At 72.5% G+C, this 26625-nt stretch carries 25 protein-coding genes and 1 other RNA gene; 17 read left to right on the forward strand and 9 right to left on the reverse strand.

The annotated features are described in order from the left end of the window. The coding region (locus ACTMS0_RS26215) for an adenosylhomocysteinase (RefSeq protein ID WP_441158006.1) at nucleotides 1-77 on the forward strand (77 nt) is incomplete at its 5' end. Between the two features lie 78 nt (nucleotides 78-155). On the opposite strand, the gene ACTMS0_RS26220 is transcribed toward ACTMS0_RS26215, so the two are convergent. The 3 genes from ACTMS0_RS26220 to ACTMS0_RS26230 all read right to left on the reverse strand — a co-directional run bounded on the left by ACTMS0_RS26220 (nucleotide 156) and on the right by ACTMS0_RS26230 (nucleotide 1688). Then, nucleotides 156-314 carry a hypothetical protein gene (locus ACTMS0_RS26220; protein WP_441157930.1) on the reverse strand — a complete coding sequence of 53 codons (159 nt, stop codon included), beginning with the start codon at nucleotides 312-314 and terminating at the stop codon, nucleotides 156-158. After that, on the reverse strand, nucleotides 311-1183 hold the full coding sequence (locus ACTMS0_RS26225; RefSeq protein WP_441157931.1) for a tetratricopeptide repeat protein: 873 nt from the start codon (nucleotides 1181-1183) through the stop codon (nucleotides 311-313). Before ACTMS0_RS26225 ends, ACTMS0_RS26220 begins: the two co-directional genes overlap by 4 nt. A 61-nt stretch (nucleotides 1184-1244) precedes the next feature. Continuing rightward, complete coding sequence (locus ACTMS0_RS26230) at nucleotides 1245-1688, reverse strand: hypothetical protein (RefSeq protein WP_441157932.1); 444 nt, start codon at nucleotides 1686-1688, stop codon at nucleotides 1245-1247. Between the two features lie 245 nt (nucleotides 1689-1933). Between ACTMS0_RS26230 and mtrA the strand changes: the two genes are divergently transcribed. The 5 genes from mtrA (at nucleotide 1934) to hpf (ending at nucleotide 7941) form a co-directional block, all read left to right on the forward strand. Continuing rightward, nucleotides 1934-2623, forward strand: coding sequence for an MtrAB system response regulator MtrA (mtrA, locus tag ACTMS0_RS26235; protein ID WP_441157933.1), 690 nt, complete (start codon nucleotides 1934-1936; stop codon nucleotides 2621-2623). Nucleotides 2624-2713: 90 nt separating this feature from the next. Further along, nucleotides 2714-4390 carry an MtrAB system histidine kinase MtrB gene (mtrB, locus tag ACTMS0_RS26240; RefSeq protein ID WP_441158007.1) on the forward strand — a complete coding sequence of 559 codons (1677 nt, stop codon included), beginning with the start codon at nucleotides 2714-2716 and terminating at the stop codon, nucleotides 4388-4390. Nucleotides 4391-4557: 167 nt separating this feature from the next. Further along, nucleotides 4558-6342: an LpqB family beta-propeller domain-containing protein gene (locus ACTMS0_RS26245; protein WP_441157934.1), complete on the forward strand. Its 1785-nt coding sequence runs from the start codon at nucleotides 4558-4560 to the stop codon at nucleotides 6340-6342. A 47-nt stretch (nucleotides 6343-6389) separates the two neighbouring features. Beyond that, entirely contained in the window at nucleotides 6390-7052 is a 663-nt protein-coding gene (locus ACTMS0_RS26250) for a ComF family protein (RefSeq protein ID WP_441158008.1), read from the forward strand. A 247-nt stretch (nucleotides 7053-7299) separates the two neighbouring features. Next, complete coding sequence (hpf, locus tag ACTMS0_RS26255; RefSeq protein ID WP_441157935.1) at nucleotides 7300-7941, forward strand: ribosome hibernation-promoting factor, HPF/YfiA family; 642 nt, start codon at nucleotides 7300-7302, stop codon at nucleotides 7939-7941. A 55-nt stretch (nucleotides 7942-7996) separates the two neighbouring features. On the opposite strand, the gene ACTMS0_RS26260 is transcribed toward hpf, so the two are convergent. Together ACTMS0_RS26260 and ACTMS0_RS26265 are read right to left on the reverse strand one after the other, a co-directional pair. Continuing rightward, nucleotides 7997-9109, reverse strand: a complete 1113-nt coding sequence (locus ACTMS0_RS26260) for a GNAT family N-acetyltransferase (protein ID WP_441157936.1) — start codon at nucleotides 9107-9109, stop codon at nucleotides 7997-7999. Next, nucleotides 9106-10269, reverse strand: a complete 1164-nt coding sequence (locus ACTMS0_RS26265) for a GNAT family N-acetyltransferase (RefSeq protein WP_441158009.1) — start codon at nucleotides 10267-10269, stop codon at nucleotides 9106-9108. Before ACTMS0_RS26265 ends, ACTMS0_RS26260 begins: the two co-directional genes overlap by 4 nt. A gap of 160 nt (nucleotides 10270-10429) precedes the next feature. Here ACTMS0_RS26265 and secA point away from each other — a divergent pair, with 160 nt between their 5' ends. Further along, nucleotides 10430-13342, forward strand: a complete 2913-nt coding sequence (gene secA, locus ACTMS0_RS26270; RefSeq protein ID WP_441157937.1) for a preprotein translocase subunit SecA — start codon at nucleotides 10430-10432, stop codon at nucleotides 13340-13342. A 106-nt stretch (nucleotides 13343-13448) separates the two neighbouring features. Here secA and ACTMS0_RS26275 read toward each other — a convergent pair whose 3' ends face one another. Continuing rightward, entirely contained in the window at nucleotides 13449-14033 is a 585-nt protein-coding gene (locus ACTMS0_RS26275; RefSeq protein WP_441157938.1) for an Rv3235 family protein, read from the reverse strand. A gap of 103 nt (nucleotides 14034-14136) precedes the next feature. Then, nucleotides 14137-14367, reverse strand: a complete 231-nt coding sequence (locus tag ACTMS0_RS26280) for a helix-turn-helix transcriptional regulator (protein WP_441157939.1) — start codon at nucleotides 14365-14367, stop codon at nucleotides 14137-14139. A gap of 219 nt (nucleotides 14368-14586) precedes the next feature. Between ACTMS0_RS26280 and ACTMS0_RS26285 the strand changes: the two genes are divergently transcribed. Further along, complete coding sequence (locus tag ACTMS0_RS26285) at nucleotides 14587-15093, forward strand: DUF6912 family protein (protein ID WP_441157940.1); 507 nt, start codon at nucleotides 14587-14589, stop codon at nucleotides 15091-15093. Nucleotides 15094-15102: 9 nt separating this feature from the next. Here the strand turns inward: ACTMS0_RS26285 and ACTMS0_RS26290 are convergent, their stop codons facing one another. Then, nucleotides 15103-16137, reverse strand: coding sequence for a hypothetical protein (locus ACTMS0_RS26290; protein WP_441158010.1), 1035 nt, complete (start codon nucleotides 16135-16137; stop codon nucleotides 15103-15105). 271 nt (nucleotides 16138-16408) lie between these two features. Here ACTMS0_RS26290 and pruA point away from each other — a divergent pair, with 271 nt between their 5' ends. The 9 genes from pruA (at nucleotide 16409) to ACTMS0_RS26335 (ending at nucleotide 24939) form a co-directional block, all read left to right on the forward strand. Next, entirely contained in the window at nucleotides 16409-18037 is a 1629-nt protein-coding gene (gene pruA / locus ACTMS0_RS26295) for an L-glutamate gamma-semialdehyde dehydrogenase (RefSeq protein ID WP_441157941.1), read from the forward strand. A gap of 209 nt (nucleotides 18038-18246) precedes the next feature. Continuing rightward, complete coding sequence (locus tag ACTMS0_RS26300) at nucleotides 18247-18762, forward strand: PadR family transcriptional regulator (RefSeq protein WP_441157942.1); 516 nt, start codon at nucleotides 18247-18249, stop codon at nucleotides 18760-18762. A gap of 76 nt (nucleotides 18763-18838) precedes the next feature. Then, nucleotides 18839-19960, forward strand: a complete 1122-nt coding sequence (gene prfB / locus ACTMS0_RS26305; RefSeq protein ID WP_441157943.1) for a peptide chain release factor 2 — start codon at nucleotides 18839-18841, stop codon at nucleotides 19958-19960. 118 nt (nucleotides 19961-20078) lie between these two features. Continuing rightward, on the forward strand, nucleotides 20079-20759 hold the full coding sequence (gene ftsE / locus ACTMS0_RS26310; RefSeq protein ID WP_088977559.1) for a cell division ATP-binding protein FtsE: 681 nt from the start codon (nucleotides 20079-20081) through the stop codon (nucleotides 20757-20759). 61 nt (nucleotides 20760-20820) lie between these two features. After that, entirely contained in the window at nucleotides 20821-21696 is an 876-nt protein-coding gene (gene ftsX, locus ACTMS0_RS26315) for a permease-like cell division protein FtsX (RefSeq protein ID WP_441157944.1), read from the forward strand. A 131-nt stretch (nucleotides 21697-21827) separates the two neighbouring features. Continuing rightward, the gene (gene smpB / locus ACTMS0_RS26320) at nucleotides 21828-22307 is read left to right on the forward strand and encodes an SsrA-binding protein SmpB (RefSeq protein ID WP_441157945.1); all 480 of its coding nucleotides are present in this window, start codon (nucleotides 21828-21830) and stop codon (nucleotides 22305-22307) included. Between the two features lie 107 nt (nucleotides 22308-22414). Beyond that, nucleotides 22415-22790, forward strand: a transfer-messenger RNA (tmRNA) gene (gene ssrA / locus ACTMS0_RS26325). Nucleotides 22791-22978: 188 nt separating this feature from the next. Continuing rightward, nucleotides 22979-23440: a hypothetical protein gene (locus ACTMS0_RS26330; protein WP_441157946.1), complete on the forward strand. Its 462-nt coding sequence runs from the start codon at nucleotides 22979-22981 to the stop codon at nucleotides 23438-23440. A 554-nt stretch (nucleotides 23441-23994) separates the two neighbouring features. After that, nucleotides 23995-24939, forward strand: a complete 945-nt coding sequence (locus tag ACTMS0_RS26335; protein ID WP_441157947.1) for a hypothetical protein — start codon at nucleotides 23995-23997, stop codon at nucleotides 24937-24939. Between the two features lie 71 nt (nucleotides 24940-25010). Here ACTMS0_RS26335 and mdlC read toward each other — a convergent pair whose 3' ends face one another. Then, nucleotides 25011-26606 carry a benzoylformate decarboxylase gene (gene mdlC, locus ACTMS0_RS26340; RefSeq protein ID WP_441157948.1) on the reverse strand — a complete coding sequence of 532 codons (1596 nt, stop codon included), beginning with the start codon at nucleotides 26604-26606 and terminating at the stop codon, nucleotides 25011-25013. Nucleotides 26607-26625 lie beyond the last annotated feature (19 nt).

Here is a 26625-nt window from a genome sequence, read left to right on the forward strand (position 1 = left end):
CCCTGACCAAGGAACAAGCCGCCTACCTCGGTATCTCCCAGGAAGGCCCGTTCAAGCCCGACCACTACCGCTACTGAGCCACGAACGGCCGGGCCGTCGCTGACCACCAGCGGCGGCCCGGCCGTTCTGCGTCTCAGCGGCGCAGCGGGCGGTTCTCAGTCCGGCCGGCGGCGGCGCCGGGCGGGGCGGACCCACGTCCAGACGCACCAGACCAGCCAGCCGATCGAGACCGCCGCGGCGAGGGTCCGCAACCGCAGCGCGGTGAGCAGCAGCACCACCGCCAGCACGGCCAGCCAGGGCCCGAACCCCTTCACGGACGCCACCGACGGCGCACCAGCCGGCGTACGAGCGGCGGGGCGGCCCACGACCACACGCAGTAGAAGACCCAGAGCAGCGCGAACAGTGCGGCGAGCAGGTCGAGCCCCACGATGTTGAGCACCGCTATCACGCCCACCGCGATCAGCCACGTGCGGAGAATCCCGAGCCGGTAGAGCGGCCGCAGCGGGCGCAGCAGCGGGTGGGCGTACACCCGGGACTCCCAGGCGGCGTCGGCGAAGCCGGCGTCCGTCGGGTCGTGGGCCACCGCCTGGCCGAACGAGCGGTGCGCGGCGTCGACCCGGCCCCGGGCCGAGGCGGCGTGGCCGTGCAGGGCCAGCGCCGCCGGGTGGGCCGGCCAGGCGGCGAGGAACTCCTGCGCGACCCGCTCCGCAGCCCGGTCGTCACCCCGCGCGTACGCGAGTTGGAAGCGGGAGGCGAAGACCGTCGGGGCGGCCGGGGCGATCGCGGCGGCGCGGGCGACCAGGCGATCGGCCTTGTCGGTCTGCCCGACCGCCGAGCAGAGGTCGGCGTACTGGCAGAGCAGCCATGGACTCTCGGGCGCGATGGCGAGCCCGTCGAGCAGCGCCCGCTCGGCGGAGGTGAACTCCCGCTGGTGGCGCAGCGCGAGGCCGAGCCGGCCGAGCAGTTCCGCGTCCGGGCCGGTCTCGGCCAGACCTTGCCGGGCGACCGTGACGACCTCGTCCCAGCGGTCCAGGTCGGTGAGCGCGGCGGCCCGCAGCTGGAAGGCGGCGACGCCGGTGGCCGCGTCGGCCGGGAGTCGACCCAGCTCGTCGAGAGCCTGCTCGGCCCGGCCCACCTCGAGCAGGTGGGCGACCCGGGCGAGCTGGTCGTGCGACGTACTCATGCCACCGCCCTCCGGTGACCGGCGCGGGCCCGGAACGCGCGGCGCCTGTCGGGTCGCAGCCTCACGAGGCCACCGCCAGGATCAGCGCCGCCTCGGCGAAGCCGCACACCAGGACGGCAGCGAGGCCCGGCCCCCACAGCGACGCCGGTTCGCCACCGCGCAGCTCGTACGCCCGGAACCGGGGCTTCTGGACGGCGGCGACGGCGAGCCACGCCAGGGCCCCGGCGAGCGCGCCGATGAACCGCCCGGGCCGTTCCGTCCCCTCGGCGGACAACCAGAGGGTCACCGCGACCCGGGCGGCCAGGGCCGCCAGGCCGGCACCCGCGACCGCCATCGCGGCGCGCCGGGACACGCCCAGGCGGGCGCCGTTGATGAGACCGAGCACGGTGACGGCGGTCGGGCCGCCGAACACCGCCGGATAGAGCAGGGACTGGGGTCGCCACGGGGTGCCGCGTACCTCGTACGGCTCCGAGGCGACGGTGGGGGTGAAGAGGTCGTCGGCCACGTGCGTCCTGTCGTGCGGGGGAAGCCCGGATCCTGTCACACTCCTGCGGGCCGGTGTGATCGGTGTGGCGGGGGTGGTGGCGCTGGCCGGCGCACGCAGGGATCATGGTGAGCGGGATCCGATCGGACCCCGTGGGCCCGCCCGCGACGTCGCGGGCGGGGGTTGCTGGGCGACGGCGGCCGACGGCAGTACCGTGCCGGAGGACGCGGATCCCACCGAAGGAATGGGGATGGAAAATTAATCCCATGAGAGCCCGGGTACTGGTGGTCGACGACGACCCCGCGCTCGCGGAGATGCTCGGCATCGTTCTGCGCAGTGAGGGGTTCCTGCCCTCGTTCGTGGCCGACGGGGAACGCGCCCTGGCCGCGTTCCGGGACAACCGGCCGGACATCGTCCTGCTCGACCTCATGCTGCCCGGCATGAGCGGCATCGACGTGGCGCGGTCGATCCGGGCCGAGTCGGGCGTGCCGATCGTGATGCTGACCGCCAAGAGCGACACCGTGGACGTGGTGCTGGGGCTGGAGTCCGGGGCCGACGACTACGTGGTCAAGCCGTTCAAGCCGAAGGAGCTGGTGGCCCGGATGCGGGCCCGGCTGCGGCGCGGTGAGGACGTGGCCCCTGAGCTGCTCACCATCGGTCCGCCCGGTAACCAGATCACCATCGACGTGCCCGCGCACACCGTCAGCCGCAACGGCGAGGAGGTGAAGCTGACGCCGCTGGAGTTCGACCTGCTGGTCGCGCTCGCCCGCAAGCCGCGTCAGGTCTTCACCCGGGAGGTGCTGCTGGAGCAGGTCTGGGGTTACCGGCACGCCGCCGACACCCGGCTGGTCAACGTGCACGTGCAACGGCTGCGGGCCAAGATCGAGCCGGATCCCGAGCGGCCGGAAATCATCCTCACCGTGCGGGGCGTGGGCTACAAGGCGGGCACCGGATAACCTGGTCACACTGTGGCCACCTCCCCGATTCCCGACCTCGCGACGACAGGTTCCCAACGGCGTGGCGCCGCCTGGGAGCTGTGGCGTGCGCTGAACGGGCGGGGTGCGCGGCTGCTGGCGGGGCTGCACCAGACCTGGCGGCGCTCGTTGCAAGTGCGTGTGGTGACCATCACGCTCCTGGCGTCCAGCCTGCTGGTCGGGGGCTTCGCCTACCTGATCGCCGACAAGATCACCAACATCCTGCTGGAGAACGCCCAGTCCGACGTGCAGGCCCGCCTGAACAGCGGCGCGGCGTACGCGGGCAAGCAGTTCGGCCTCTACAACCAGCCGCAGGAGGCGCAGTTCCAGGAGACCGTCGACGGGACGGTGAACTACCTGGCCGGCGGTGACCCGCAGCAGACGACCGGCGTGGTGGTGGCCCTCACCGCCGACAACTTCAGCGGTGTCATCCAGCCGCGGACGTCCCCGGCGGTCGGCAACCTCAACTCGGTGGTCAGCCCCGAGCTGCGCGCCACCGTCGCCGGGGGCAACGTCGCCAGCCAGATCCGCACCGGTCGGCTGGGCGAGGAGCGCACGAAGTACCTGGTCTACGGCTCGCCGGTGCCCACCCGGTTCGGCCAGGTGGAGCTGTACTACCTCGTCCCGCTGACCCGGCAGGACACCGCGGCCGCCGCCGCCCGGGCCACCGTGGTCGCCACCGGCGCCGCCCTGGTGCTGCTGCTCGGTCTGCTGGCCGCGCTGGTCACGCGCCTGGTGGTGACACCGGTACGGGTGGCCGCCCGTACGGCCCAGCGCCTCTCCGCCGGCCTGCTCGACCAGCGGATGGTGGTCAACGGGGAGGACGATCTGGCGCTGCTCGCCGCCTCCTTCAACCAGATGGCGACGAACCTCCAACGGCAGATCCTCCGGCTGGAGGAGATGTCCCGCCTGCAACGACGATTCACCTCGGACGTCTCGCACGAGCTGCGGACGCCGCTGACCACGGTCCGGATGGCCGCCGACCTGATCTTCGCCGAGCGGGACGGGTTCGATCCGGCGGTCGCCCGCAGCGCCGAGCTGCTCCAGGCCGAGCTGGACCGGTTCGAGGAACTGCTGACCGACCTGCTGGAGATCAGCCGCTTCGACGCCGGCTTCGCCGCGCTCGACGCCGAGCCGACCGACCTGGTGCCGGTGGTGCACCGGGTCGCCGACCGGCTGACCTGTCTCGCCGAGCGGGTCGGGGTCACGATCGAACTGGATGTGCCGGGCGCGCCCGTCATCGCCGAGATCGACCCGCGACGCGTCGAACGGGTGCTGCGCAACCTGGTCGGCAACGCCGTGGAGCACGGCGAGGGCAAGCCGGTACGGATCACCCTCGGCGTCGACGACACCGCCGTGGCGGTCACCGTGCGCGACCACGGGGTCGGCCTCAAGCCGGGCGAGGAGAAGCTGGTCTTCAACCGGTTCTGGCGGGCCGACCCGTCCCGAGCCCGGCAGACCGGCGGCACCGGCCTGGGCTTGTCGATCAGCCTGGAGGACGCGAAGCTGCACGGCGGGTGGCTGGAGGCGTGGGGGGCACCGGGCCAGGGCGCGCAGTTCCGGCTCACCCTGCCGGCCCGCGCCGGCGACCGCCTGACCACCTCGCCGCTCCGGCTGGTCCCCGCCGACGCCACGCTGCCCTTCGGCGGCCCCCGCGCCGGCGGCCTGCTCGCGATCGGCCCGGGCACCGGGGGCGCGCTGGCGGTCGGCCCGGCGCCGACGGGGGACCACGCGGAGGCGCGGCCGTGAAGCGGCGGGCGGCCCTCGGGCCTGTGTCAAAGCCCCTGGCCGGCCTAGGGCGGGCCCAGGCGACGACCGGCGGCGTTGGAGCTTCGTCCGGATACAACACCGGTATCCGGCCGAAGCTCCGCCTTGCCGGACGCCGCCTGGACTCCGCCTCGGCTCGACCGAGGACTTTGGCACAGGCCCTGGGCGGTCTGCTCGCCGCGCTGCTGCTCGGCACGGCCGGTTGCGGCATCCCGGAGAACACCGAGGTCAGCGTCGAGGGGTCGGGCCCGGCGGCGGAAGCGGGCGCCACCAGCGGCGGCCGGGTCGAGCCGCCCACCCGGACCGCCAGCGACAGCCCGGAGGAGTTCGTCCTCAACTTCCTCTCCGCGGCGGCCGGCGAGCCGGACGGGGCGTACGGCCGGGTCCGCCAGTTCGTCGACACCGCCGACCGCCCCCGCCTCCAGGAGAAGCAGGGCAGCGCGGTCGCGCTGACCGTGGTCCGTCTGATCGGGCCCCCGCGGATCGTCACCTCGCCCGACCAGAGCCGGGTCACCCTGCGGGTGCAGCAGGTCGGGCAGTTGCGGGCCGACGGCGTCCTGGAGCCGCCGGAGGCGACCGCGCCGTCGTACGAGTTCGGGCTGCGCCCGACCGTGCAGGAGTCCGGCGTCGAGACCGACTGGTACGTGGTCGATCCACCGGCCGTGCTCCTGCTCAGCGTCGAGGCGCTGGCGCGCTTCTACACGCCCCGGCCGGTCTACTTCTGGAGCTCGGACCGCAGCCGCCTGGTGCCCGACCAGCGCTACCTGCCGCTCGCCGTGCCGAAGGACCGGCAGGTCAGCGAGGTGGTGCGGTGGCTCACCGGCGGCCCATCGGACTGGCTGCGCAAGGGCGTCAGCCCACTGCCGGACCGCACCGAGCTCATCAACAACGCCACCCGGACGGACGACCGCTGGGAGGTCAACCTGAACATGTCCGGTGCCGACCGCAGCCAGCTGGATCAGCTGGGCACGCAGCTCGCGTGGTCGTTGCCGGAGCTGAACGGCCAGCTCGAGCTGAAGATCAACAACCAGTCCCGGCTGACCATCGACGACGTCGCGCAGCGCCGCCAGGCGTACCCGGCCTACTCCGTCGACGACGCCCCGCGGCGGTTCTGCGTCTACGAGGGGGCCGTCCACTCCCTCGAATACCCGGGTGAGCCGAAAGGCCCGGTGCCGGTGGCCGCGACGGCGAACACCAACGTGGTCTCGGCCGGGTTCAGCCGCTACGAGCGGGGCATCCTCGCCGCGCTGGTGGTGACGAGCCAGAACGGCCGGCAGCACCTCTCGGTGGGCGTCGGCGCCGACCCGGTGACGGCCTTCACCCGTAGTCAGGGCTTCGGCGCGATGGGGCGACCGGTCTGGCTGCGCTCGGCCAGCTCGTCGGCGCCGGCCGGCCTGGTCGTCGCCGACCGGAAGCTGTACCGCTTCGACGCTCAGGCCAAGCTGAGCCAGGTGGCGCTGGGTACGGCGGGGGACGTGACGGCGGTGGCCGCCTCTCCCGACGGCCACCGGCTCGCGATGATCGTGGGCGGGGCCCTGTACGTGCTGGCGGTGAACCACGGCACCGGTGTGCTCGACACCGGGTCCCCCCGCCGGCTGTACACCTCGCTCACCAACCTCTCCGCCGTCGACTGGTCCGGCGAGAACACCTTGGTGGTGGCCGGGTCGGCGGGCCAGCCGGCGATCTACGAGATCAGCGTGGACGGCGCCCGGGAGACCGCATTGCAGGACACCGGGGCGGCCGTGGCGCACCTGTCGGCGTACCCGGCGAACCCGGCGGCCCAGCTCAGCGGCAAGGTGATGTACGAGGCCAACGGTGTGGCCTACCGGGGCGTCCCCTTCGAGCAGATCCATCGGGACCAGGTGCAGGACGTCACCCCGCCGCCGGCCGGTGTCCGGGCCGGTAACCCGACCGCCCCCTTCTTCCTGTACTGATCGCCGTGCGGGACGTCGGCCGGCTCCTCGCCGACCTCGGCGACCTGGTGCTGCCGGTGGAGTGCGCCGGATGCCGGGAACGCCGGCCGGGGCTTCGGCACGGCGTCTGCGTCGACTGCGTCGCCGCGCTCGACGGCCTGCGTCCCCGCCCGGTGCGCCCGGCGCCCGCGCCGCCCGGCCTGCCACCCTGTGTCGCTCTCGGCCCGTACGCCGGCCCGCTGCGGGAGATGCTGCTGGCGTACAAGGACCACGGCCGGCACGCGTTGGCCCGGCCGCTCGGCGCGCTGCTCGCCGAGGTGGTGGCCGTCGCGGTCGGCACCGTACGCCCGGTGCTGCTGGTGCCGGTGCCGGACACCGCGGCGGCGGCCCGCGCGCGGTACGGGGACCACCTGGGCCGGTTGGCCCGGCACTGCGCGGGCCGGCTGCGTCGGGCCGGCTGGCCGGTCGAGGTGCGCCGGGCGGTGCGGGCCCTGCCCCGCCCGGACTCGGTGACGCTGGACAGCGCCGGCCGTGCCGCGGCGGCCGAGACGGCGTTCCGGGTGCGGGACCGGTGGGCGCCGGTTCCGGCGGGTGCGGCCGTGGTCGTGCTGGACGACATCGTCACGACCGGGGCGACCCTCGCCGCCGTCAGCCGCGCGCTGACCGCGATCGACAGGTCACCGACGGTCGCGGCGGTGCTCGCCGCTACGGAGAAACGCATTCGGCGGTAACCGTTCGTGTTTCCGTTTCACCCGTTGGTGTACGAGCTGTGAAAATTCCTGAGCGGCCTCGGCAACCAGGGGTGACTGCCGGACGAACAGGAGTTAGCGTTTTGCTGTCGGGGGTAGGAGGTCTTCCCACCCGCCCCAGACGGTGAAAGGAGGCGTAGCCGCACTGACCGGTCGACGCCGAGTGGGACCGCCCCGAGGACGCGCGACCGGGTACGCATCGAACGACCGTCCGAACGAGGGAGGTCACGTGGACATCGTGGTCAAGGGCCGAAACGTCGAAGTGCCGGACCATTACCGGGTGCACGTAGCGGAGAAACTCGCGAAGATCGAACGCTACGACCACAAAATTATTCGTGTCGATGTCGAGCTGTTCCACGAGCGCAATCCGCGCCAGTCGGACCACTGCCAGCGGGTGGAGATCACCTGCGTTTCCCGAGGCCCGGTGATCCGGGCCGAGGCCTGCACGAACGACTTCTACAGCGCGCTCGACGCGGCCATCGCCAAGCTCGACACCCGGCTACGCCGGGCAGCCGACCGCCGCCGGGTCCACCGCGGCCGGCACGCACCCATCTCCGTCGCGGCCGCCACCGCCGGCCTGCCAGTCACCGATCTCGTCGCGCCCCCGCTCACCGCGTCCAACGACGGCGTGTCCGCGGGTACGGCCACGGCCGTCGCGGAACGGGTCGAGGAGGAGTACGACGACCAGCCCTGGCACATCGCGCGGGAGAAGGTGCACCCCGCCGAGCCGATGACCATCGACGACGCCCTGTTCCAGATGGAACTGGTCGGGCACGACTTCTACCTGTTCCAGGACAAGGAGTCCGGCCGGCCCAGCGTCGTCTACCGGCGTCACGCCTACGACTACGGGATCATCTCCCTGGCCATCTGACGGGCTGTCGGGGTCGGGTCGGCGCGCCCGACCCGACCCCCGCACACCGTCGGCGTCAGTCCGTCAGCTCGTCGGGCAACAGCCCGAAGAGCAGATCGTCGGTGCGGGTGCCGTCGAGCCCCGGCACCGCCCCGCGTACCAGGCCCTCGCGGCGGAAGCCCGCTTTCTCCAGCACGCGGTGCGACGCGGTGTTGTCCGGCAGGGTCACCGCCGCGAGGCGGGCGATTCCGACGGTCCCGAACGCCCAGCGGGCCATGAGCCGGACCGCCCGGGCGGCGTACTCGCGTCCGCGCCACGCCGGCAGCAGCGCGTACCCGATGGTGCCCTCCCCGGCCGCCGGCTCGTCGTAGGACAGCCCGCAGCTGCCGGCCGGCTCGCCCGTGGCGGTGTCGAGGATCAGCAGTCGGGCGATGCTGCCGGTCAGCCAGGCGCTCCCCGCGACCGCACAGCGCCGGTCGATCGCCGCGCGGGTGGGCGGCACCGGAGGTGCCTGGTTCGCCACCACCTCGGGGCGGGTGTGCAGGGCGTACATCAGGTCCGCGTCGTCCGGGCCGAGCGGGCGCAGGGTCACCACGCCGTCGGTGAGCCGGCCGTCGGGCAGGTCGGGCAGCAGCCGCCGAGTGGGGCCCGCCGGGTCGCCGGCGAGGCGTACCCAGGCGAGCAGGTCGTGGCGCCCGCCGCCGCGGGTCGGGTTCGCGTCCCGGCGTACGCCCTCGTGCTGGAAGCCGGCCGCGAGCGCCACCCGCTGGCTGGCGGTGTTCTCCGCGCTGGTGAGCAGTTCCAGCCGGACGGTCCCGGTGGCGAACGCCCGGTCGGCGAGCGCGCGGGTCGCGGCCGTGGCGACCCCGCGCCCGCGTGCCCACGGCGCGACCCAGTAGCCGATCTCCGCCTGGTTCCGGGTCGGGACCGGGTTGCTCAACCCGATGCCACCGAGCAGCCGGTCGGTGGTCCGGTCCGCGATCGCGTACGCGGCGCCGCCGGTGGCCCAGGCCGCGGGCGCGCCCTCGGTGATCCACCAGCGGGCGTCCTCCTCGGTGTACGGCGAGGGCAGGCCCGAGATGAACCGTTGGGTCTGCGGGTCGGCGCAGGCGGCGGCGGTGTCGGCGGCGTCCTCGGGGCGGAAGAGGCGCAGCCCGATCCCGTACGCCTCGATGGTCTCCGGCGTCATGCCAGGTCCTCCGCGAGCAGCGCGCCGACCCAGGCGTCGGTCCGGGTGCCACGGTGGTTCAGCGCAGCGCGGGCCGTGCCCTCGAACCTGAAGCCGGCCTTCTCGGCCGCCCGCCGGGACGCGGTGTTGCCGACGTTGGCCCGCCACTCGGTCCGGGCCAGGCCCAGCGTGGTGAAACCCCAGGTCGCCAGCGCGGTCAGCGCGGCGGGCATGTGTCCCCGGCCCCGGGCATGCGGGGCGGTCATGAAGCCGACGCTGGCCTGGAGCGGATCGGCGGCGGAGAGCCGCAGGTCGATCGCGCCCGCGAACCGGTCGTCGGCGCCGGCGATCACGTAACAGGCGCTCGTGCCGGCCGCCCACGCGTCCCGGACGTAGGCCAGGTACGCCTCGGCGTCCGGGCGGTCGTAGGGGTGCGGGACGCTGGTCCAGCGGATCGTGTCGGCATCGCGGCAGGTGACCAGGATGCCGTCGAGATCCCGTTCCTCCATCGGGCGCAGCCGCACCTCGCCGGTGCCGGCGGTGGCGAAGAGGGTGGGCTGGGGGCGGCCGAAGACGGCGGCCCGGCGGGCCTCCAGCGTGCCCGGGCCGCCCGGCCCGGGTTCGTCCTCGTCGCGCAACTCGCCGGGCAGCAGCGAGCCGATCCAGGCGTCGCGGCCGCCCTCCGGGTGCGGCTCGGCGAGTCGGAGTCGGCCCTCGATCCGGAAGCCGGTGCGGAGCGCGACCAGGCGGGACACGTGGTTGCCGACCTCGGCCTGCCACGTCAGCCGGCGCAGCTCCAGGTCGTCGAACGCCCAGCGGGCCACCGCCCGGGCGGCCCGGACGGTGACGCCGTGGCCGCGCGCCCAGGGTGCCGTCCAGTAGCCGATCTCGCCGGAGCCGCGACGGGCGTCGACCGAGACCAGGCCGCAGGAGCCGAGCAGCTCGCCGGAGGCGGCGTCGCAGACCGCGAACGGCGCACCGACACCTTCCTTCCACTGGCGGTCGGAGAACTCGCTGACGAACCAGCGCGCGTGCTCCGGGAGGTACGGGCGGGGAACGGTCGTCCAGCGCTGGATGTCCGGGTCCTGGCAGGCCCGGTGCACGGCGTCGGCGTCGGTGGCCCGCCACGGTCGCAGCAGCAGGCCGGCCTCGGTGATCTCGACTGGCTCCACCCGTGCCATCGTGCCGGATCGTTCGCCCACGGCGTAACCGGATAACGCGGCACCCTCAACCCGTGCGAGTGTTATGTCGGTTTCGCCCGTTCGGACCCCCGCCACCAGTGACCATCGCGCCGATGGAGCGCCTACGATGGTTCGAGACTGTCTAGGGGAGCGTTGATCCGTGTCGATTCTGGAAAGGGTCCTCCGCGCTGGCGAGGGCCGCATGGTGCGCCGGCTGAAGGCCATCGCGGCCGCCGTCAACTCGATCGAGGACGACTACGTCAACCTCACCGACGACGAGCTGCGGGGGATGACCGAGCAGTTCAAGGAGCGGCTGGCCGACGGCGAGACCCTCGACGACCTGCTGCCCGAGGCGTTCGCGGTGTGCCGGGAGGCGGCCGCCCGCGTGCTCGGCCAGCGCCCGTACGACGTCCAGGTGATGGGCGGCGCGGCGCTGCACTTCGGCAACATCGCCGAGATGAAGACCGGTGAGGGCAAGACCCTGACCTCGGTCATGCCGGTGTACCTCAACGCGCTCGCCGGCAAGGGCGTGCACGTGATCACCGTCAACGACTACCTGGCCCAGCGCGACGCCGCCTGGATGGGCCGGGTGCACGAGTTCCTCGGCCTCACCGTCGGCGTGGTGCTGCCCAACCGGCCGGCCGCCGAACACCGGGCCGCGTACGAGTGCGACATCACCTACGGCACCAACAACGAGTTCGGCTTCGACTACCTGCGCGACAACATGGCCTGGTCGAAGGACGAGCTGGTCCAGCGCGGCCACAACTTCGCCGTGGTCGACGAGGTCGACTCGATCCTCATCGACGAGGCGCGCACCCCGCTGATCATCTCCGGCCCGGCCGAGCACTCCGCCCGGTGGTACGGCGAGTTCGCCGCCGTGGTCGCCCGCCTCCAGCCCGGCAAGGACGGCGAGGGCGACTACGAGGTCGACTACGCCAAGCGCACCATCGCGGTGACCGAGCGGGGCGTGGCCAAGGTCGAGGACCGGCTGGGCATCGACAACCTGTACGAGTCGGTCAACACCCCGCTCGTCGGTTACCTGAACAACGCGATCAAGGCCAAGGAGCTCTACAAGCGCGACAAGGACTACATCGTCAGCGACGGCGAGGTCCTGATCGTCGACGAGTTCACCGGCCGCATCCTGCACGGGCGCCGTTACAACGAGGGCATGCACCAGGCGATCGAGGCCAAGGAGGGGGTGGAGATCAAGCAGGAGAACCAGACCCTCGCGACGATCACCCTCCAGAACTACTTCCGCCTGTACGAGAAGCTCTCCGGCATGACCGGCACCGCCCAGACCGAGGCGGGCGAGTTCAACAAGGTCTACAAGGTCGGCGTCGTGACCATCCCGACGCACCGGCCGATGGTCCGGCAGGACCGCCCCGACGTCATCTACAAGACCGAGAAGGCCAAGTTCAACGCGGTCGTGGAGGATATCGCCGAGCGGCACCACGCCGGCCAGCCGGTGCTCGTCGGCACGGTCTCGGTGGAGAATTCCGAGATCCTCTCCCAGCTCCTGCGCCGCCGGGGCATCCCGCACTCGGTGCTGAACGCGAAGTTCCACGCCCGCGAGGCGGAGATCGTCGCCCAGGCCGGCCGCAAGGGCGCGGTCACCGTCGCCACCAACATGGCCGGCCGTGGCACCGACATCCTCCTCGGCGGCAACCCCGAGTTCCTCGCCGCGAACGAGCTGCGCCAGCGCGGGCTCGACCCGATCGAGCACGAGGAGGAGTACGCCAAGGCGCTGGAGGAGGTCCTGCCCCAGTGGAAGCAGGCCTGTGACGCCGAGGCGGAGGAGGTCGCCGCCGCCGGCGGTCTGTACGTGCTGGGCACCGAGCGGCACGAGTCCCGGCGCATCGACAACCAGCTGCGCGGCCGGTCGGGCCGGCAGGGCGACCCGGGTGAGTCCCGCTTCTACCTCTCGCTGCAGGACGAGCTGATGAAGCGCTTCCGCTCCGGTGCGGTCGAGGCCGTCATGGAGCGCTTCAACATCCCGGAGGACGTGCCCATCGAGTCGAAGATGGTCACCCGCCAGATCAAGAGCGCCCAGGCGCAGATCGAGGCCCAGAACGCCGAGATCCGCAAGAACGTCCTCAAGTACGACGAGGTGCTCAACAAGCAGCGCCAGGTGATCTACGCCGAGCGGCTGCGCGTACTCAACGGTGAGGACCTGTCCGACCAGGTCCGCAACATGATCGACGACGTCGTCGAGGCGTACGTGCGGGGTGCCACCGCCGACGGGTACGCGGAGGACTGGGACCTGGAGCAGCTCTGGTCCAACCTCAAGCAGCTCTACCCGGTGGGGATCACCATCGACGAGATGGAGGAGGAGGCGGGCGGCTCGCGGGCCAGCATCGACGCCGACTTCCTGGTCAGCCGCCTCAAGGAGGACGCGCACGCCGCGTACGACCGGCGCGAGGAGCAGCTCGGCGAGGAGGGTACGCGTCAGCTGGAGCGCATGGTCCTGCTCCAGGTGATCGACCGCAAGTGGCGCGAGCACCTCTACGAGATGGACTACCTCCAGGAGGGCATCAGCCTCCGGGCGTACGCCCAGCGCGACCCGGTGGTGGAGTACCAGCGCGAGGGCTTCGACATGTTCGCCACCATGATGGACGGCATCAAGGAGGAGACGGTCGGCTTCCTCTACAACGTGGAGGTGCAGGTCCAGGAGCCCGAGCCGGCCGCCGACGAGGTGCAGCTGCTGGAGAAGCCGGTCGAGATCCGGGCGAAGGGCCTGGGCCGCGCGCCGCAGCAGCAGGGCCTTCAGTACTCGGCGCCGACCATCGACGGTGAGGCGGGCGCCGGCGCCGTGGCGGTCGAGACTCCCGAGGAGGCCGCGCCGATGGTGGGCCGGCCCGCTCCGGCCGCTCCGGCGGCCCCCGGGCGGACCGCCCCGACCGCTCCGCAGCGGCCGGCGAGCGGGCTGCGCGGCCCGGTCGTCCCGGCCGGCACCGCCCGCCGGGCACCCGGGCAGGCGGAGGCCGGCAACGGTCCGTCCCGCAACGCCCCGTGCCCGTGCGGCTCCGGCCGCAAGTACAAGCGCTGCCACGGCGCCCCCAACGGCGGCGCCTGACCGACCCGGCGGGCTCGCCCGCCGGCAGGCTTGATCGGGCCGCGGTCCCTCCCGAGGGATCGCGGCCCGTCCGTTCCCAACCCGGGCCTGTCCGGCCGGCCGGCGGTCAGAGGACCTGGAGGGCGGTGCAGAGCCAGGTGCCGCGACGGTGTTCGAGGCGGAACGCCATCGCCCACACCCGGTCCGTCGGCCCGGTCAGCACCGCGGCCGCCTCGACCGCCGCGCTCCGCGGCTCGCACACCCGCAGCCGGCGCAGGTGCACGGCGGGGCGGGTGGACCGGCGGCGCGCCGGACCGGAGCGGCTCGTCGCCCGGCCCAGCTCCGGCAGCAGGTCGGTCGCCCGGGCCGGATCGAGCAACGGCCGGAGCTGGCCGGGTGGCCGGTAGCCGTTGACCACCTCCAGGCAGGTGGCGACGAAGCGGTGGGCGGCCCGGGTCGCCTCGGGAGTGGCGGTGAGCAGGGCGCCGGACGGCACCGGACGGCCCGGCCGTCCGGGCGCGGGGCCCGGGCGGCGACGCCGGTCCGGCGGGCGGGCGGCCCCGCGCCGGGCCGCCTCGAACAGGTCGAGCGCGAGTTGGCCGTGGGTCGGCCAGCCGGCCGGGTCGTCCTCGACGCACGGCGGGTCGAAGGAGGGAGCCGGGCGGAGCCGGACGGGAGGTCGGACCGGACCGGGGCGGCGCGAGTCGGTCATCCTGACCCTCCATGATTCTTGCGTTTGCCTTCGTTTGCCTCCGACTGAATCAATTCTCGGGTACGGCAGAGCCCAGGGTCAATGCCTCAGGGCGTTCTGCGGATCACTCCGGGTCACGGTCGGCGAGCGGGTTGCCGCGCACCCACTCGGCGGTCTCCGCGTACTTGCGCTCGATGTACTCCTCGAGCCGCGCGCGCTCGACGCGCCACTGACCGCGCCCACCGATCTTGATCGCGGGCAGTTCGCCGCTGCGCACCATGTGGTAGACCTGCGAATCCGACACGTTCAGCTCGATGGCCACGTCGGACAGGAGCAGGAACCTGGGCTCCGCCACGGAGACTCCCTGGGTTGACGGCGTTTGGTTCAGTTTGCCACCACCGGGTGACCCCGCCCAGGGACGGATCCCCGGGCGCTCGCGGCTCCACCGGACGACACTCCGGGGGAGAACTTCGACGTTCGCGGGTGCGAGGTGTATGACGGTCACGGCGTACGGCATGATCGGCGCCCGGGACCGGCACCCGCCGGTGGAGGACCTGAGCAGGGGAGACGACCCGTGACCGACGAGCTTGTCCGGGTGTACGTGCCGGCGACCGTCCCGATGCTGACCCTGCTGCGCGGCGACGGCCTGCCGGCGGCGTCCGCGCACGCGGTCACCCCGGCGCTGCGGGAGTGGTACGCGGAGGGCGACGAGGAGGAGCTGGAGTACGTCGCCTTCACCCGCGCCGCCCAGGACGCGTTGCAGCTCCTGCGGGCGGACCCGGCCGCCCCCCGCCGCCGCGTCGTCGTGTCGGCGGACCTGCCGGCCACGCTGGTCGGGCGGGGTGACGGGGACCTCGGCTCCAGCACCGTGGAGCTGACCCGGGCGGTGCCGGTGACGGCGGTGGCCGCGATCCACGTCGACGGGATGGACGCGGTCGAGCACGTCGCCGCGGCGGCCGAGGTGGTGACCGAGGCGCTCGCCGGCGACCCCGACGCCCAGTTCACGGTCGACAGTGCCGAGGACCACGAGCTGGAGTGGTACGACGTCTCCGAGCTGGACCAGCTCCTCGACGCCGGCTGACGCCGGGCGTCAGCCGGCCGGCTCGGCCTCGGCCTCGTCGCGCGGCGCGGGCCCGAGGGTGCGGCCGAAGGCGATCATCGCGGTCAGCGCGCCCACGAAGAGCACCCAGATGGCGTTGTCCACGCGCGAGGTGCCGAGCGACGTCTGCGCCACCGCGTCCGCCTCGCTCAGCGCGCTCGCGAGGTCGAGCAGCTTCCGCCCGCCGGTGCGGAGGACCACCTCGGCGACGAGCAGCAGCAGGCCGGGACCGGCCCCGGCGAGAAGGTACGCCGGCCAGCGCAGGGCTGGTGCGGCCGGATCCCGCCGGGCGGCACGGCGCCGGGCCCAGGTGAGGTAGCCGAAGGCGAGCAGCCCGGCCACCAGGCCGGCGAGCAGGGACTCGGTCCGCGAGACCCACTTCGCCGCGCTGAGCAGGGACTCCTGCGTCTCACCCGCGCCGAAGAGGTCGAACAGCGGGTCCCGGGCCCGGCTGAACGCCACCACGAAGACCAGCGTGCCGAGCGCGGCGGCCGCGACGGCACCGACCACCGGCGCGGTGCGGGCGCCGGCGGCCGCACCGCCGATGATCGCGGCGGCGGCGGTCGTGCCGGCGATCACGTTGGTGGTGGCGTTGTCGGCGTACGTCAGGTTGACGGCGAACGCGGCGGCGAGCCCGACCAGCAGGCCGGTGGCGACCGCCGCCACGAAGCGGAGGGTGGCCCGCTCCCGGCCCCGGCGGGCGAGCAGGTCCACGCCGAACAGCGCGAAGGCGGCCCCGGCGACGAGCGCGGCCGAGATCACGCCGGGCAGCGCGAACGCGGAGAGGCTGATCGCGGTGATCCCGGCGGCCGCGGAGTTGATCGCCTCGCGGGTCGACCAGAGCATCGCGACCAGCCAGCCGAGCGCCAGCAGCGCGAGCACCGGCGCCCCGGGAGCGAGCGACGGCCCGGAGGATCCGTCGCCGGGAGCCGTCTCCGGCCGCTCCGCTGTCACGGGTGCCTCGTCGGTGACCGGGCTCGGCTGCTCCGACTCCGCGGCGGAGGAGCCGCCGGGCTGCTTGGTCATCGTCTTCCCTTCGACGGACACCCGGCCTCCAGCGGGGCCGGCGTTCACCGGTCACCCAGGGTACGCGCCCGCCGTCGACGGCTCGGAGGGCGCGTCGACCAGCACCGGCGGGCCGGGCGGTGGTGGTGGGGTGGGGTGCCGGTCGTGGGAGAATCGGCCGAGGTCCCGCCGCCGTGACCGGCTCTGCCGGTTGGCGCCCGGCACCGGTCGTCCGGCCGGTGCCTGCGGGTCCGATTTCGCCACCGATGTCGAGATCGCACAGGAGCCTGTGATGGACGCCGTGTTCTCCGTACCCGAGCCGCGCAACGAGCCGGTACGCACCTACGAGCCGGGGAGCGCCGACCGGGAGCGGCTCCAGCAGCGGCTGGCCGAGCTGGCCGCCGCGCGGATCGACCTGCCGATGACCATCGCCGGCGAGCAGCGCATGCCCGGCGGCGAGGCGATCAACGTGGTCCAGCCGCACAAGCACGCGCACGTGCTGGGCGTCACCGGGCACGCCACCCACGACGACGCCCGCTCCGCGGTCAAGGCGGCCAAGGACGCCGCCCCGATGTGGCGGGCGCTGCCGTTCGAGGAGCGCGCCGCGATCTTCCTGCGCGCCGCCGAACTGCTCTCCGGCCCCTGGCGGGACACGCTGAACGCGGCCACCATGCTCGGCCAGTCCAAGACCGCCGTCCAGGCCGAGATCGACTCGGCCTGCGAGTTCATCGACTTCCTCCGGTTCAACGTGCACTTCGCCCGCAAGCTGCTGGCGGAGCAGCCGATGTCCTCGCCGGGCGTGTGGAACCGGTTCGACCACCGTCCCCTCGAGGGCTTCGTCTACGCGATCACCCCGTTCAACTTCACCGCCATCGCCGGCAACCTGCCCTCCGCGCCGGCCCTGCTCGGCAACACCGTGGTCTGGAAGCCGGGCCCGACCCAGCAGTTCGCCGCGCACTTCACCATGCGACTGTTCGAGGCGGCCGGCCTGCCGCCCGGCGTGATCAACATGGTCACCGGGCGTGGCGAGGCGGTCTCCGACGTGGTGCTCGCCGACCCGGACCTGGCCGGCATCCACTTCACCGGCTCCACCAAGGTCTTCCAGCACCTGTGGCGGACGGTCGGCGAGAACATCGCCGGCTACCGGGGCTACCCGCGCCTCGTCGGCGAGACCGGCGGCAAGGACTTCGTGGTCGCCCACTCCAGCGCCGACGTGGACGCCCTGCACACCGCGCTCATCCGCGGCGCCTACGAGTACCAGGGCCAGAAGTGCTCCGCGGCGTCCCGGGCGTACATCCCGCGGTCCATCTGGGAGGGGGGCCTGCGCGACCGGCTGGCCGCCACCACCGACTCGCTGACGTACGGCGACGTGACCGACTTCAGCAACTTCGGGGGCGCGGTGATCGACGAAAAGGCCTTCTCCCGGCACACCGCCGCGCTGGAGCTGATCAGTGACGACGACACCTGCCGGATCCTGGCCGGCGGCACCGCCGACGACTCGGTCGGCTACTTCGTGCGGCCGACCCTGTTCGAGTGCACCGACCCGGCCCACGAGACGTTCACCACCGAGTACTTCGGCCCGATCCTCGGCGTGCACGTCTTCGACGACGCCCGGTTCGACGAGGTGGTCCACCAGGCCGAGTCGATCGCGCCGTACGCGCTGACCGGCTCGATCTTCGCGACGGACCGTCAGGTGGTCGACGCGGTGGCGGAGAAGATGCGGTACGCGGCCGGCAACTTCTACATCAACGACAAGCCGACCGGTGCCGTGGTCGGGCAGCAGCCCTTCGGCGGCGCCCGGGCCAGCGGCACCAACGACAAGGCCGGCTCCTGGCACAACCTCATCCGGTGGATGTCCCCGCGGACCATCAAGGAGACGTTCGTCCCGCCGACCGACCACACCTACCCCCACATGGGCTGAGGTGTAAGGAGGGGCCCCTTCTCAACGCCTGGCGTAGCGAAGGGGCCCCTTATTAACACCCGATGCTGGCGCGACAGTTGGTACGCCCGAGTCGCGGGAGCCCGGCCTTGTGCACTGTCGCCGGCCGACAGTGCACATAGGAAGCCCCAACGGGTGGCGAAACTGTGAAATCCTGGACGCCGCGTCGGCAAAGTGGCAGCGTGAGGGGCATGGCGGATTCCGGAGTCAACCCCACGGCGGCGGCCCTGCTCGGGCTGCTCCATGAGGGCCCCATGACAGGTGGCCAGTTGATGGCCGCCGCCGAGCGCCGGCTGGCGCCGTACTGGTCGATGACCCGCAGCCAGGTCTACCGCGAACTGCCCGTCCTGGCCGAGAAGGGGCTGGTCCGGCTGGGCAAGCCGGGGCCGCGGATGAGTCAGCCGTACGCGATCACGGCGGCCGGGAAACGGACGTTCTCCAAGTGGCTGGCGGAGGACCCGGGCCGGGACACCATCCGCAACCCGATCGCCCTGCGGATCGCCTTCGGTGACCTGCACTCGGCCAGCCAGCTCAAGAACCTCCAAGCCGCCGCCAACGAGTACCACACCGAAGCCCTGGCGCGGGTCCGCGAGCAGGTCAAGAACGCGAAGAAGGAGGGCGACCCGTACGACGCCAGCGCGCTGGAGTTCGCCGTCGCCTACCACAAGGCCGCGCTCTCCTGGCTGAAGTCGGCCCCGGTCGGCTGACCCGCCCTAGATCCTTCTCGCGCGACCTGCGGGGCTCGCAAGCTCACTCCTCGCCCGCGCAGTAGGCTTGTCTGTCGTGACCGCTGCCGACTTCGCCGAACAGCTCAAGAACCTCGACGCCACCCTGCGCAACATCGAGTCGGTACTCGACATCGACACGCTGCGGGCGGACAAGGCACGCCTGGAAGAGGAGGCCTCCGCCCCCGACCTGTGGGACGACCAGGCCAAGGCGCAGCAGGTCACCTCCCAGTTGTCGTACGTCAACGGCGAGATCAGCAAGCTCTCCGGCCTCCGGTCCCGCCTCGACGACGCGCAGGTGCTGCTGGAACTGGCCGAGGCCGAGTCCGACCCGGGCGTCCTCACCGAGGTCGAGTCGGAGATCACCGGGCTGACCAAGGCCATCGAGGAGATGGAGGTCCGCACCCTGCTCTCCGGCGAGTACGACTCCCGGGAAGCGCTGGTCGCCATCCGGGCCGGCGCCGGCGGTGTGGACGCGGCGGACTTCGCCGAGATGCTGCTCCGGATGTACCTGCGCTGGGCCGAGCGGCACGGCTACCCGACCGAGGTCTACGAGACCTCGTACGCCGAGGAGGCGGGCCTCAAGTCGGCCACCTTCACCGTGAAGGTGCCGTACGCGTACGGGACGCTCAGCGTGGAGTCGGGCACCCACCGGCTGGTCCGGATCAGCCCCTTCGACAACCAGGGCCGCCGGCAGACCAGCTTCGCCGGCGTCGAGGTGCTGCCGGTGGTGGAGCAGACCGACCACATCGACATCCCCGAGAACGAGATGCGGATCGACGTGTACCGGTCGTCCGGCCCGGGCGGGCAGAGCGTCAACACGACCGACTCGGCGGTCCGGATCACGCACCTCCCGACCGGCATCGTGGTCACCTGCCAGAACGAGAAGTCCCAGCTTCAGAACAAGGCGTCCGCGTTGCGCGTCCTCCAGGCCCGGTTGCTGGAGCGCAAGCGCCAGGAGGAGCAGGCCAAGCTCCAGGGCCTGAAGACGGACGCCGCCGGTTCCTGGGGCGACCAGATGCGCTCGTACGTCCTGCACCCGTATCAGATGGTGAAGGATCTCCGGACCGAGCAGGAGACCGGCAATCCGTCGTCGGTCTTCGACGGCGAACTGGACGCCTTCATCGAGGCGGGCATCCGCTGGCGCAAGCAGCAGCAGCTCGCGGGCGACAGCGCGTGATCGATCGTGGGCGCAGCGCGTCGTCGATCTTCACGATCCCCAGCAAATAGATGACTCGTCTCGCAACCGTGGGGCGTGGGACTTGGCTCTCCGGTTACACCGCGTAGACTCACCACCCGTGATTCAGCTTGAGCAAGTGACGAAGACGTACCCGAAGGCGTCCCGGCCTTCGCTCGACAACGTGTCCGTCTCTATCGAGAAGGGCGAGTTCGTCTTCTTCATCGGCCCATCCGGCTCCGGCAAGTCCACGATCATCAAGATGCTGCTCCACGAGGTCAGCCCCAACAAGGGTCGCGTCATCGTGAACGGCAAGGACGTGACGTCGATGCGCTCCTGGAAGCGACCGCACTTCCGGCGCTCGATCGGCTGCGTCTTCCAGGACTTCCGTCTCCTGCCGAACCGCACCGCGTACGAGAACGTGGCGTTCGCCCTCGAGGTGATCGGCAAGACCAAGGCGGTCGCCCGCCGGGTCGTGCCCGAGGTGCTGGAGCTGGTCGGGCTCGGTGGCAAGGAGCACCGGTACCCGCACGAGCTCTCCGGTGGTGAGCAGCAGCGGGTGGCCGTCGCCCGGGCGTTCGTGAACCGTCCGCTGATCCTGCTGGCGGACGAGCCGACGGGGAACCTCGACCCCGACACCTCGATCGAGATCATGCGCCTGCTGGACCGGATCAACCGCACCGGCACGACCGTGGTGATGGTCACCCACGACTCCAACATCGTGAACCAGATGCGCCGCCGGGTCGTGGAGATCGAGAGCGGCCGGATCGTGCGCGACCAGGCCCGCGGCGTCTACGGGTGAGCCGGCGCTCCACCCCGCCTGACGACGAACATCTCATGCCGGAGAGCCGGAGGAATCCCCGATGCGCGTGAAATACGTCCTGTCCGAGGTACTGGTCGGACTGTGGCGCAACGTGACCATGACCGTCGCGATGATCATCACGATGGCGGTCTCGCTGACCATGCTCGGTGCCAGCGGTCTGATCTACACCAAGGTCGCCGACATGAAGGAGCTGTACTTCGAGAACATCGAGGTCTCCATCTTCCTCGACAACGAGGTAAACGATCAGCAGAAGGCGGCCATCCAGGCCAAGCTCGACGCCGACCCGCTGGTCGAGAGCGCCACGCTCGTCACCAAGGACGAGGCGTACAAGCGCTTCCAGGAGATGTTCCGGGACTCGCCCGACCTGCTGAGCGCCGTCAAGCCGGACGTGCTGCCCGAGTCGTACCGGCTCAAGCTGGTGGACCCGCAGCAGTACAAGGCGATCAACGAGCAGTACACGAACGTCGAGGGCGTCGACCAGGTGGTCGACCAGAGCCGTGTGCTGGACAAGATCTTCAACCTGTTCACCGCCGGCCAGAACATCGCCCTCGTCGCCGCGATCGCGATGGCCGTCGCCGCCCTACTCCTGGTCGCCAACACGATCCAGGTCGCCGCGTACAGCAAGCGGCGTGAGGTCGCGGTCATGAAGCTCGTCGGCGCCTCGAACTGGTTCATCCAGGCGCCGTTCGTCCTGGAGGCCGTTGTCGCGGGTCTGATCGGCTCGGTGATCGGCCTCGGCGCCCTCATCGGCCTGAAAGTCTTCCTGTTCGACGGCGCGCTCAGCGCGCTCCAGGGTCTCTTCGCGCCGGTCAGCTGGGGCGAGGTCTTCCTGACCTTCCCGGCGATGGCCGCCGTCGGTGGTCTGATCAGCGCGGTCACCGCCTGGGTCACCCTCCGCTTCTACCTGCGGGTCTAGTCACCGTACGGGTGTCTGCGAGGGCCCTTCCGCGTCCGGAATAAACGGCGCGGGAGGGCCCTTGTCATTCGGGTAGCATGATCTCCGCTCTCCGGCCGACCGGGGAGCGACCAGGAAGGGAGGTGGCGCCGATGCCACGGGAAAAGGGACGCAAGGTCGTCGCCTCCAACCGCAAGGCCCGGCACGACTACTCGATCCTCGACACCTACGAGGCGGGGATGGCGCTGACCGGCACCGAGGTCAAGTCGCTGCGGGCCGGGCGGGCGTCGCTGGTCGACGCGTTCGCTCAGGAGCGCAACGGCGAGCTGTACCTGCACGGGATGCACATCCCGGAGTACACCCAGGGCACGTGGACCAACCACGAGCCCCGGCGCACCCGCAAGCTGCTGCTCAAGCGTCTGGAGATCGACCGGCTGATCGGCAAGACCCGGGAGAGCGGGCTCACCATGGTGCCGTTGCAGGTCTACTTCTCCGACGGCTGGGCCAAGGTCGAGATCGGCCTGGCCAAGGGCAAGAAGTCGTACGACAAGCGGCAGGACCTCGCCAAGCGGGACGCGGACCGGGAGATCGCCCGGGTCGCCGGCCGGCGCGGCAAGGGGATGGATGAGTGATTTGTCCGCCTGATCCGGGTCGGCGCGCCGGCCCCAGGGGCTCGGGATGAAACCCGTTGCGGCAGGCGTTAGGCTTGATGGTGCCGCCGAAAGGGGCGGCCTGTCGAGGGGGTGACTGGTTTCGACTTCGTACGTTGCGGCAGGGGAAGCGAGCCGAGGAAGCCGACGTCGTCTCGAGAATCGTTCGTCGGAAACCAATAAGCGCCAAGAACAATCGCGCTGACTTCGCTCTCGCCGCCTGAGGCGAGTAGCGAGTCTGTCGGCCTGGGAGCGCCTTCGACCCAGTTAGCCGGCATCAGCTAGAAGGCTGGCCAACCGGACCCGGTCGCGGGGTCCGTGCGGCGAGATCAATCAGCGACTGGGCCCGTCACACCGACTCGCTCGCGTGATCGGAGGGGCCGAGTAGAGGCACAGCGAGCTGCGCTCGGAGAAGCCCTGACAAGGCGGCGAAGGACCCGGGTTCGATTCCCGGCACCTCCACCACCTGACCTGTGCGCCCCGGTCCACCCGGACCGGGGCGCACAGTCGTCTCCGGGGCCCTCCCCTGGGACGTCTGTGACCAGCGGTGCCATTGGTGGCGATGGGGTGATTGTGGCGGCCGCCGGCCCTGGACAGGCCGGCCGGTGAGGTTCACCATCGGCGTACGCGGTCAGCAGCGCGGGGAGGTGCCCATGGTCACCGGTCCGATCCAGCAACCGTCCGCCGCCCCCACGTCGGCCCGGCCCACACTGGCGCGCCGACCCCGGGCCAACCTGCTCGCCGGCCCCCACGCGCTGAGCCGGGCGCTCTACACCGAGCCGTACTGGCGGGAGCGGCTCCTGCGCCGCCTCGGGCCGGTGCATCAGGAGTTCGCCGAGCACGTCCGGCTCACCGAGGGCCCCGCCGGCAGGTACGCGGAACTTCTCCACCACGCACCTCGGCTCCAGCACAGCGTGGCGCGCCTGGTGCAGGAGCACAGCGTCATCGTCGCCGCCCTCGACGCGCTGCGGCAGGCCGCTGAGCGTCCGGGCGTTGCCGCCGAGGAGCTCCGCCGGGCCACCGAGCACCTCGTGTGGGCGCTCGCGCAGCACCGGCAGCGTGGCGCGGACCTGCTCTGGGAGGCGTACCAGACGGATCTCGGCGGCGAGGACTGACCTCCCGCCGCGCCCGTCCGCGTTCCGGGCCCGGCTCGGGCGCGGCGTGCGCGCCCGGTGCCTACCCCGCTGACGGCCTGCGCTCGCAAGTCGTTGGCGGTACGGCCGGGTGGGCTGTCGGTGGTTCGTTGGCGGGCCGGGCCGGGAGCAGCCCGGTCCCCGTTCGGGGGAGGCGCAGCCCGCGCAGCAGCGGCGGCTTCGCCCGTGCATCTCGGCCACAAGCATCGCCACGCGGCCCGTGCCGGTCGGCGCGCGCCGCCCCAGTCCGTGAGCGCGACCTGTCCCCTGCCGGGGACAGGTGGTCCGGGCGGCGCTGTCGAGCTGCCCCGTCTGTGCGACCGGCCGCTCTGCCCCGTTCACGAGGGCAGCTCGACAGCGTGCGTGCGAGCGGGTGGGCCGGTGGCCCGCCCTCTCGAGCTGAGCCGGTGGTGATGTCACGACGGCGGCGGTCCTGCGGGCCTGCGGACCTGTGGGCCTGCGGGCCACGGACCGACGGCGGACCGGCGGACGGGTGCCGACGGAACCGGTGCGTGCCGGGCCGCGTCCAACCGGGTATGCGTCGAGTGGTCGCCGTTCTGAGCCTGTCCCTGCTGGCCGCCGTGGGCTGCGCGCCCGCCGGCTCCGAGCCGAACGTCGGCCCACCCTCGCACCGGTCGTGGCCGGCGTTCGACGAGCGGGCCGCCGCGGTCGCCGAGGCGTGGCGCCCCGACCCGCGGTGGAACAGCGGTTACGTGCCGCTGCAGGAGCCGACCGTACTGGTCGGGAACCCCGGGTTCAGCCCCGACACCGAGGCCGCCTTCCGGGCGGGCTGGTACCGGGAGCAGATCCCGCTGCCGGCCGCCCGGCCCGCCGACGGCACGGTCCGGTTCCCGGACGGCACGCTCACCGTGCCGCTGGTCGGCGCCGCCGAGGCGTACCGACAGCTCGACCAGGGGGACCCGCCGCCGTGCGGCGGGCGTCCGAAGGATCCCGGCACCCCGCCCCCGGCCGGGTCGGGTGGGCCCGACGACCCGGTGAGCAGCGCCCCGCAGACGGCCTGCATCCCGCTGACCGTGACCGGAGTCGAGCTGGGCACCGTGCCGGTCCGCACCAGCCGTGGCGAGGCACAGGTGCCGGCGTGGCTGTTCACCGTCGACGAGTTGACCGCCCGGGTGGCCCGGCTCGCGGTCGCCCCGGCCGCCGTCGGCGCGGTGCCGGAGCCGAGCGTCCCCGCGGCGCCGCCGCCGGACGGCGTGGTCGGTGCGCAAGACCTGCGCGCCGTGGACGGCGCGACGCTGACCGTGCGGCTGGGTATCGGCGCCTGCGACACCGGCACCACCCCGCTGGTGCTCGAGCGCGACGACGTCGTGGTGGTCGGCGGCGGGGTGATCCGGTCCACCGGCGTGTGCACGGATCAGCTTCTGCTGGAGCCGGTGACCGTACGGCTGGCCGCGCCGCTGGGGGAACGGCCGGTGCTCGACGTGCTCACCGGCACGCCGCTGCGGCTCACCACCGGCTGACCCGCCGCGCGCCCCCGGCTCCCCGAACCAACCGACCGGATCGCCGTCCCCCAGAGCCCGGGTGGGGCGGCTCAGAGCAGCCCGGGTACATCGGTGCGGATCGGCACCGGCAGCACGGTGGGGCGGTCCGCGCGCAGGCCGGCGCCCAGCGCCTCGCCGAACTGCTCCGGCGTCTCGACCGTCGCCGTCGCGCAGCCGTAGCCACGGGCCAGGGCGGCGATGTCCAGGCCGGGCAGGTCGAGACCGGGCACCCCGGGCGTCTGCTTGAAGTCGGCGAACGCCTTGAGGATCGCGTACTGCTGGTTGACCGGGACCACGACGACCAGCGGCAGGCGCAACTGCGCGGCGGTCCACAGCGCCTGCACCGAGTAGTGGAACGACCCGTCGCCGATCACCGCGACCACCGGGCGGCCCCGGCCGGTGTCCCGCTGCGCCAGGGCGACCCCCACCGCCGCCGGCAGCCCGTAACCGAGTCCGCCGCTGGCCATGGTGAAGTACGACCCGGGCCGGGTGATCCGCAGCCGGCGGCGCAGCGCCGACAGGTTCGACGGCGACTCCTGCACCAGGACCCCGTCGGCCGGCCAGTACCGGGCCAGCGCGGCGAACAGCGCGTCGGGGCTGAGTGGCGTTCCGTCCTCGGGCGGTGCCGGCGTGGGCCGGGCCGGTGGCGGCGGGCGGTTCCCCGCCGGGAGCAGGTCCAGCAGGTCGGCCAGGGTCAGGCCGGCGTCGCCCAGCAGGCTGTCGCCGACCGGGGCGCGGGCGGCCTCGTCCGGGTCGTCGGTGACGTGCAGCAGACGGACGCCGTGGGGCAGGTGGTCGCCGGGGACGTACGGGTAATAGCGGAACACCGGGGCACCCACCACGAGCACCGTGTCGCACCCGCGCAGCTTCTCCGCCAGCGGCGCGATCGCGAACGGCAGGACGCCCTGGAAGTGCGGGTGGTCCTCGGGGAAGGTGGCCCGTTCCGGGGCGGGCGCCGTCCACACCGGGGCGCCGAGCCGCTCGGCGAGCGCGACGGCGGCCGGCCAGGCGTCGGCCCGGTCCACCCCCGCCCCGAGCACGAGCGCCGGCGCGCGGCTGGCGGCCAGGACCGCGGCGAACTCGCCCAGCCGGTACGGGTCCGGCGCGATGCGGGTGGACACCGTGCGCGGCGGCCGGTACGGGTCGGCGGGCCGACCCCAGTCGTCCAGCGGCAGCGACAGGAACACCGGCCCGGCCGGGGGCTGCACGGCGGTGGCGTACGCCCGCATGAGCGCCGCCGGGACGTCCTGCGCCCGCACCGGCTCGTGGCTCCACTTCACGTACGGCTGGGGCAGCTCGGTGGCGCGGCGGCTGGTCAGCCGGGGTTCGATGAGCATCATCTCCCGGGTCTGCTGGCCGGCGGTGACGATCAGCGGGGCGCGGTTGTGCCAGGCGGTCACGAGATTGCCCATGGCGTTGCCGGTCCCCGGGGCGGTGTGCAGGTTGACGTGCGCCGGGCGGCCGGTGACCTGCGCGTACCCGTCGGCCATGCCGACCGCCGAGGCCTCCTGCAGCGCGAGGACGTAGTGGAAGTCCTCCGGGAAGGCGGCGAGGAACGGCTCCTCGGTCGAACCGGGGTTGCCGAAGACGGTCGTCATGCCGAGGTCGCGCAGCAGGTCGTACGTGGTGTCGCGGACCGTGGCCATCGCCCATAACGTATCGGGG

The sequence above is a fragment of the Micromonospora sp. H33 genome, from assembly GCF_052068455.1.
Lineage (GTDB): Bacteria > Actinomycetota > Actinomycetes > Mycobacteriales > Micromonosporaceae > Micromonospora.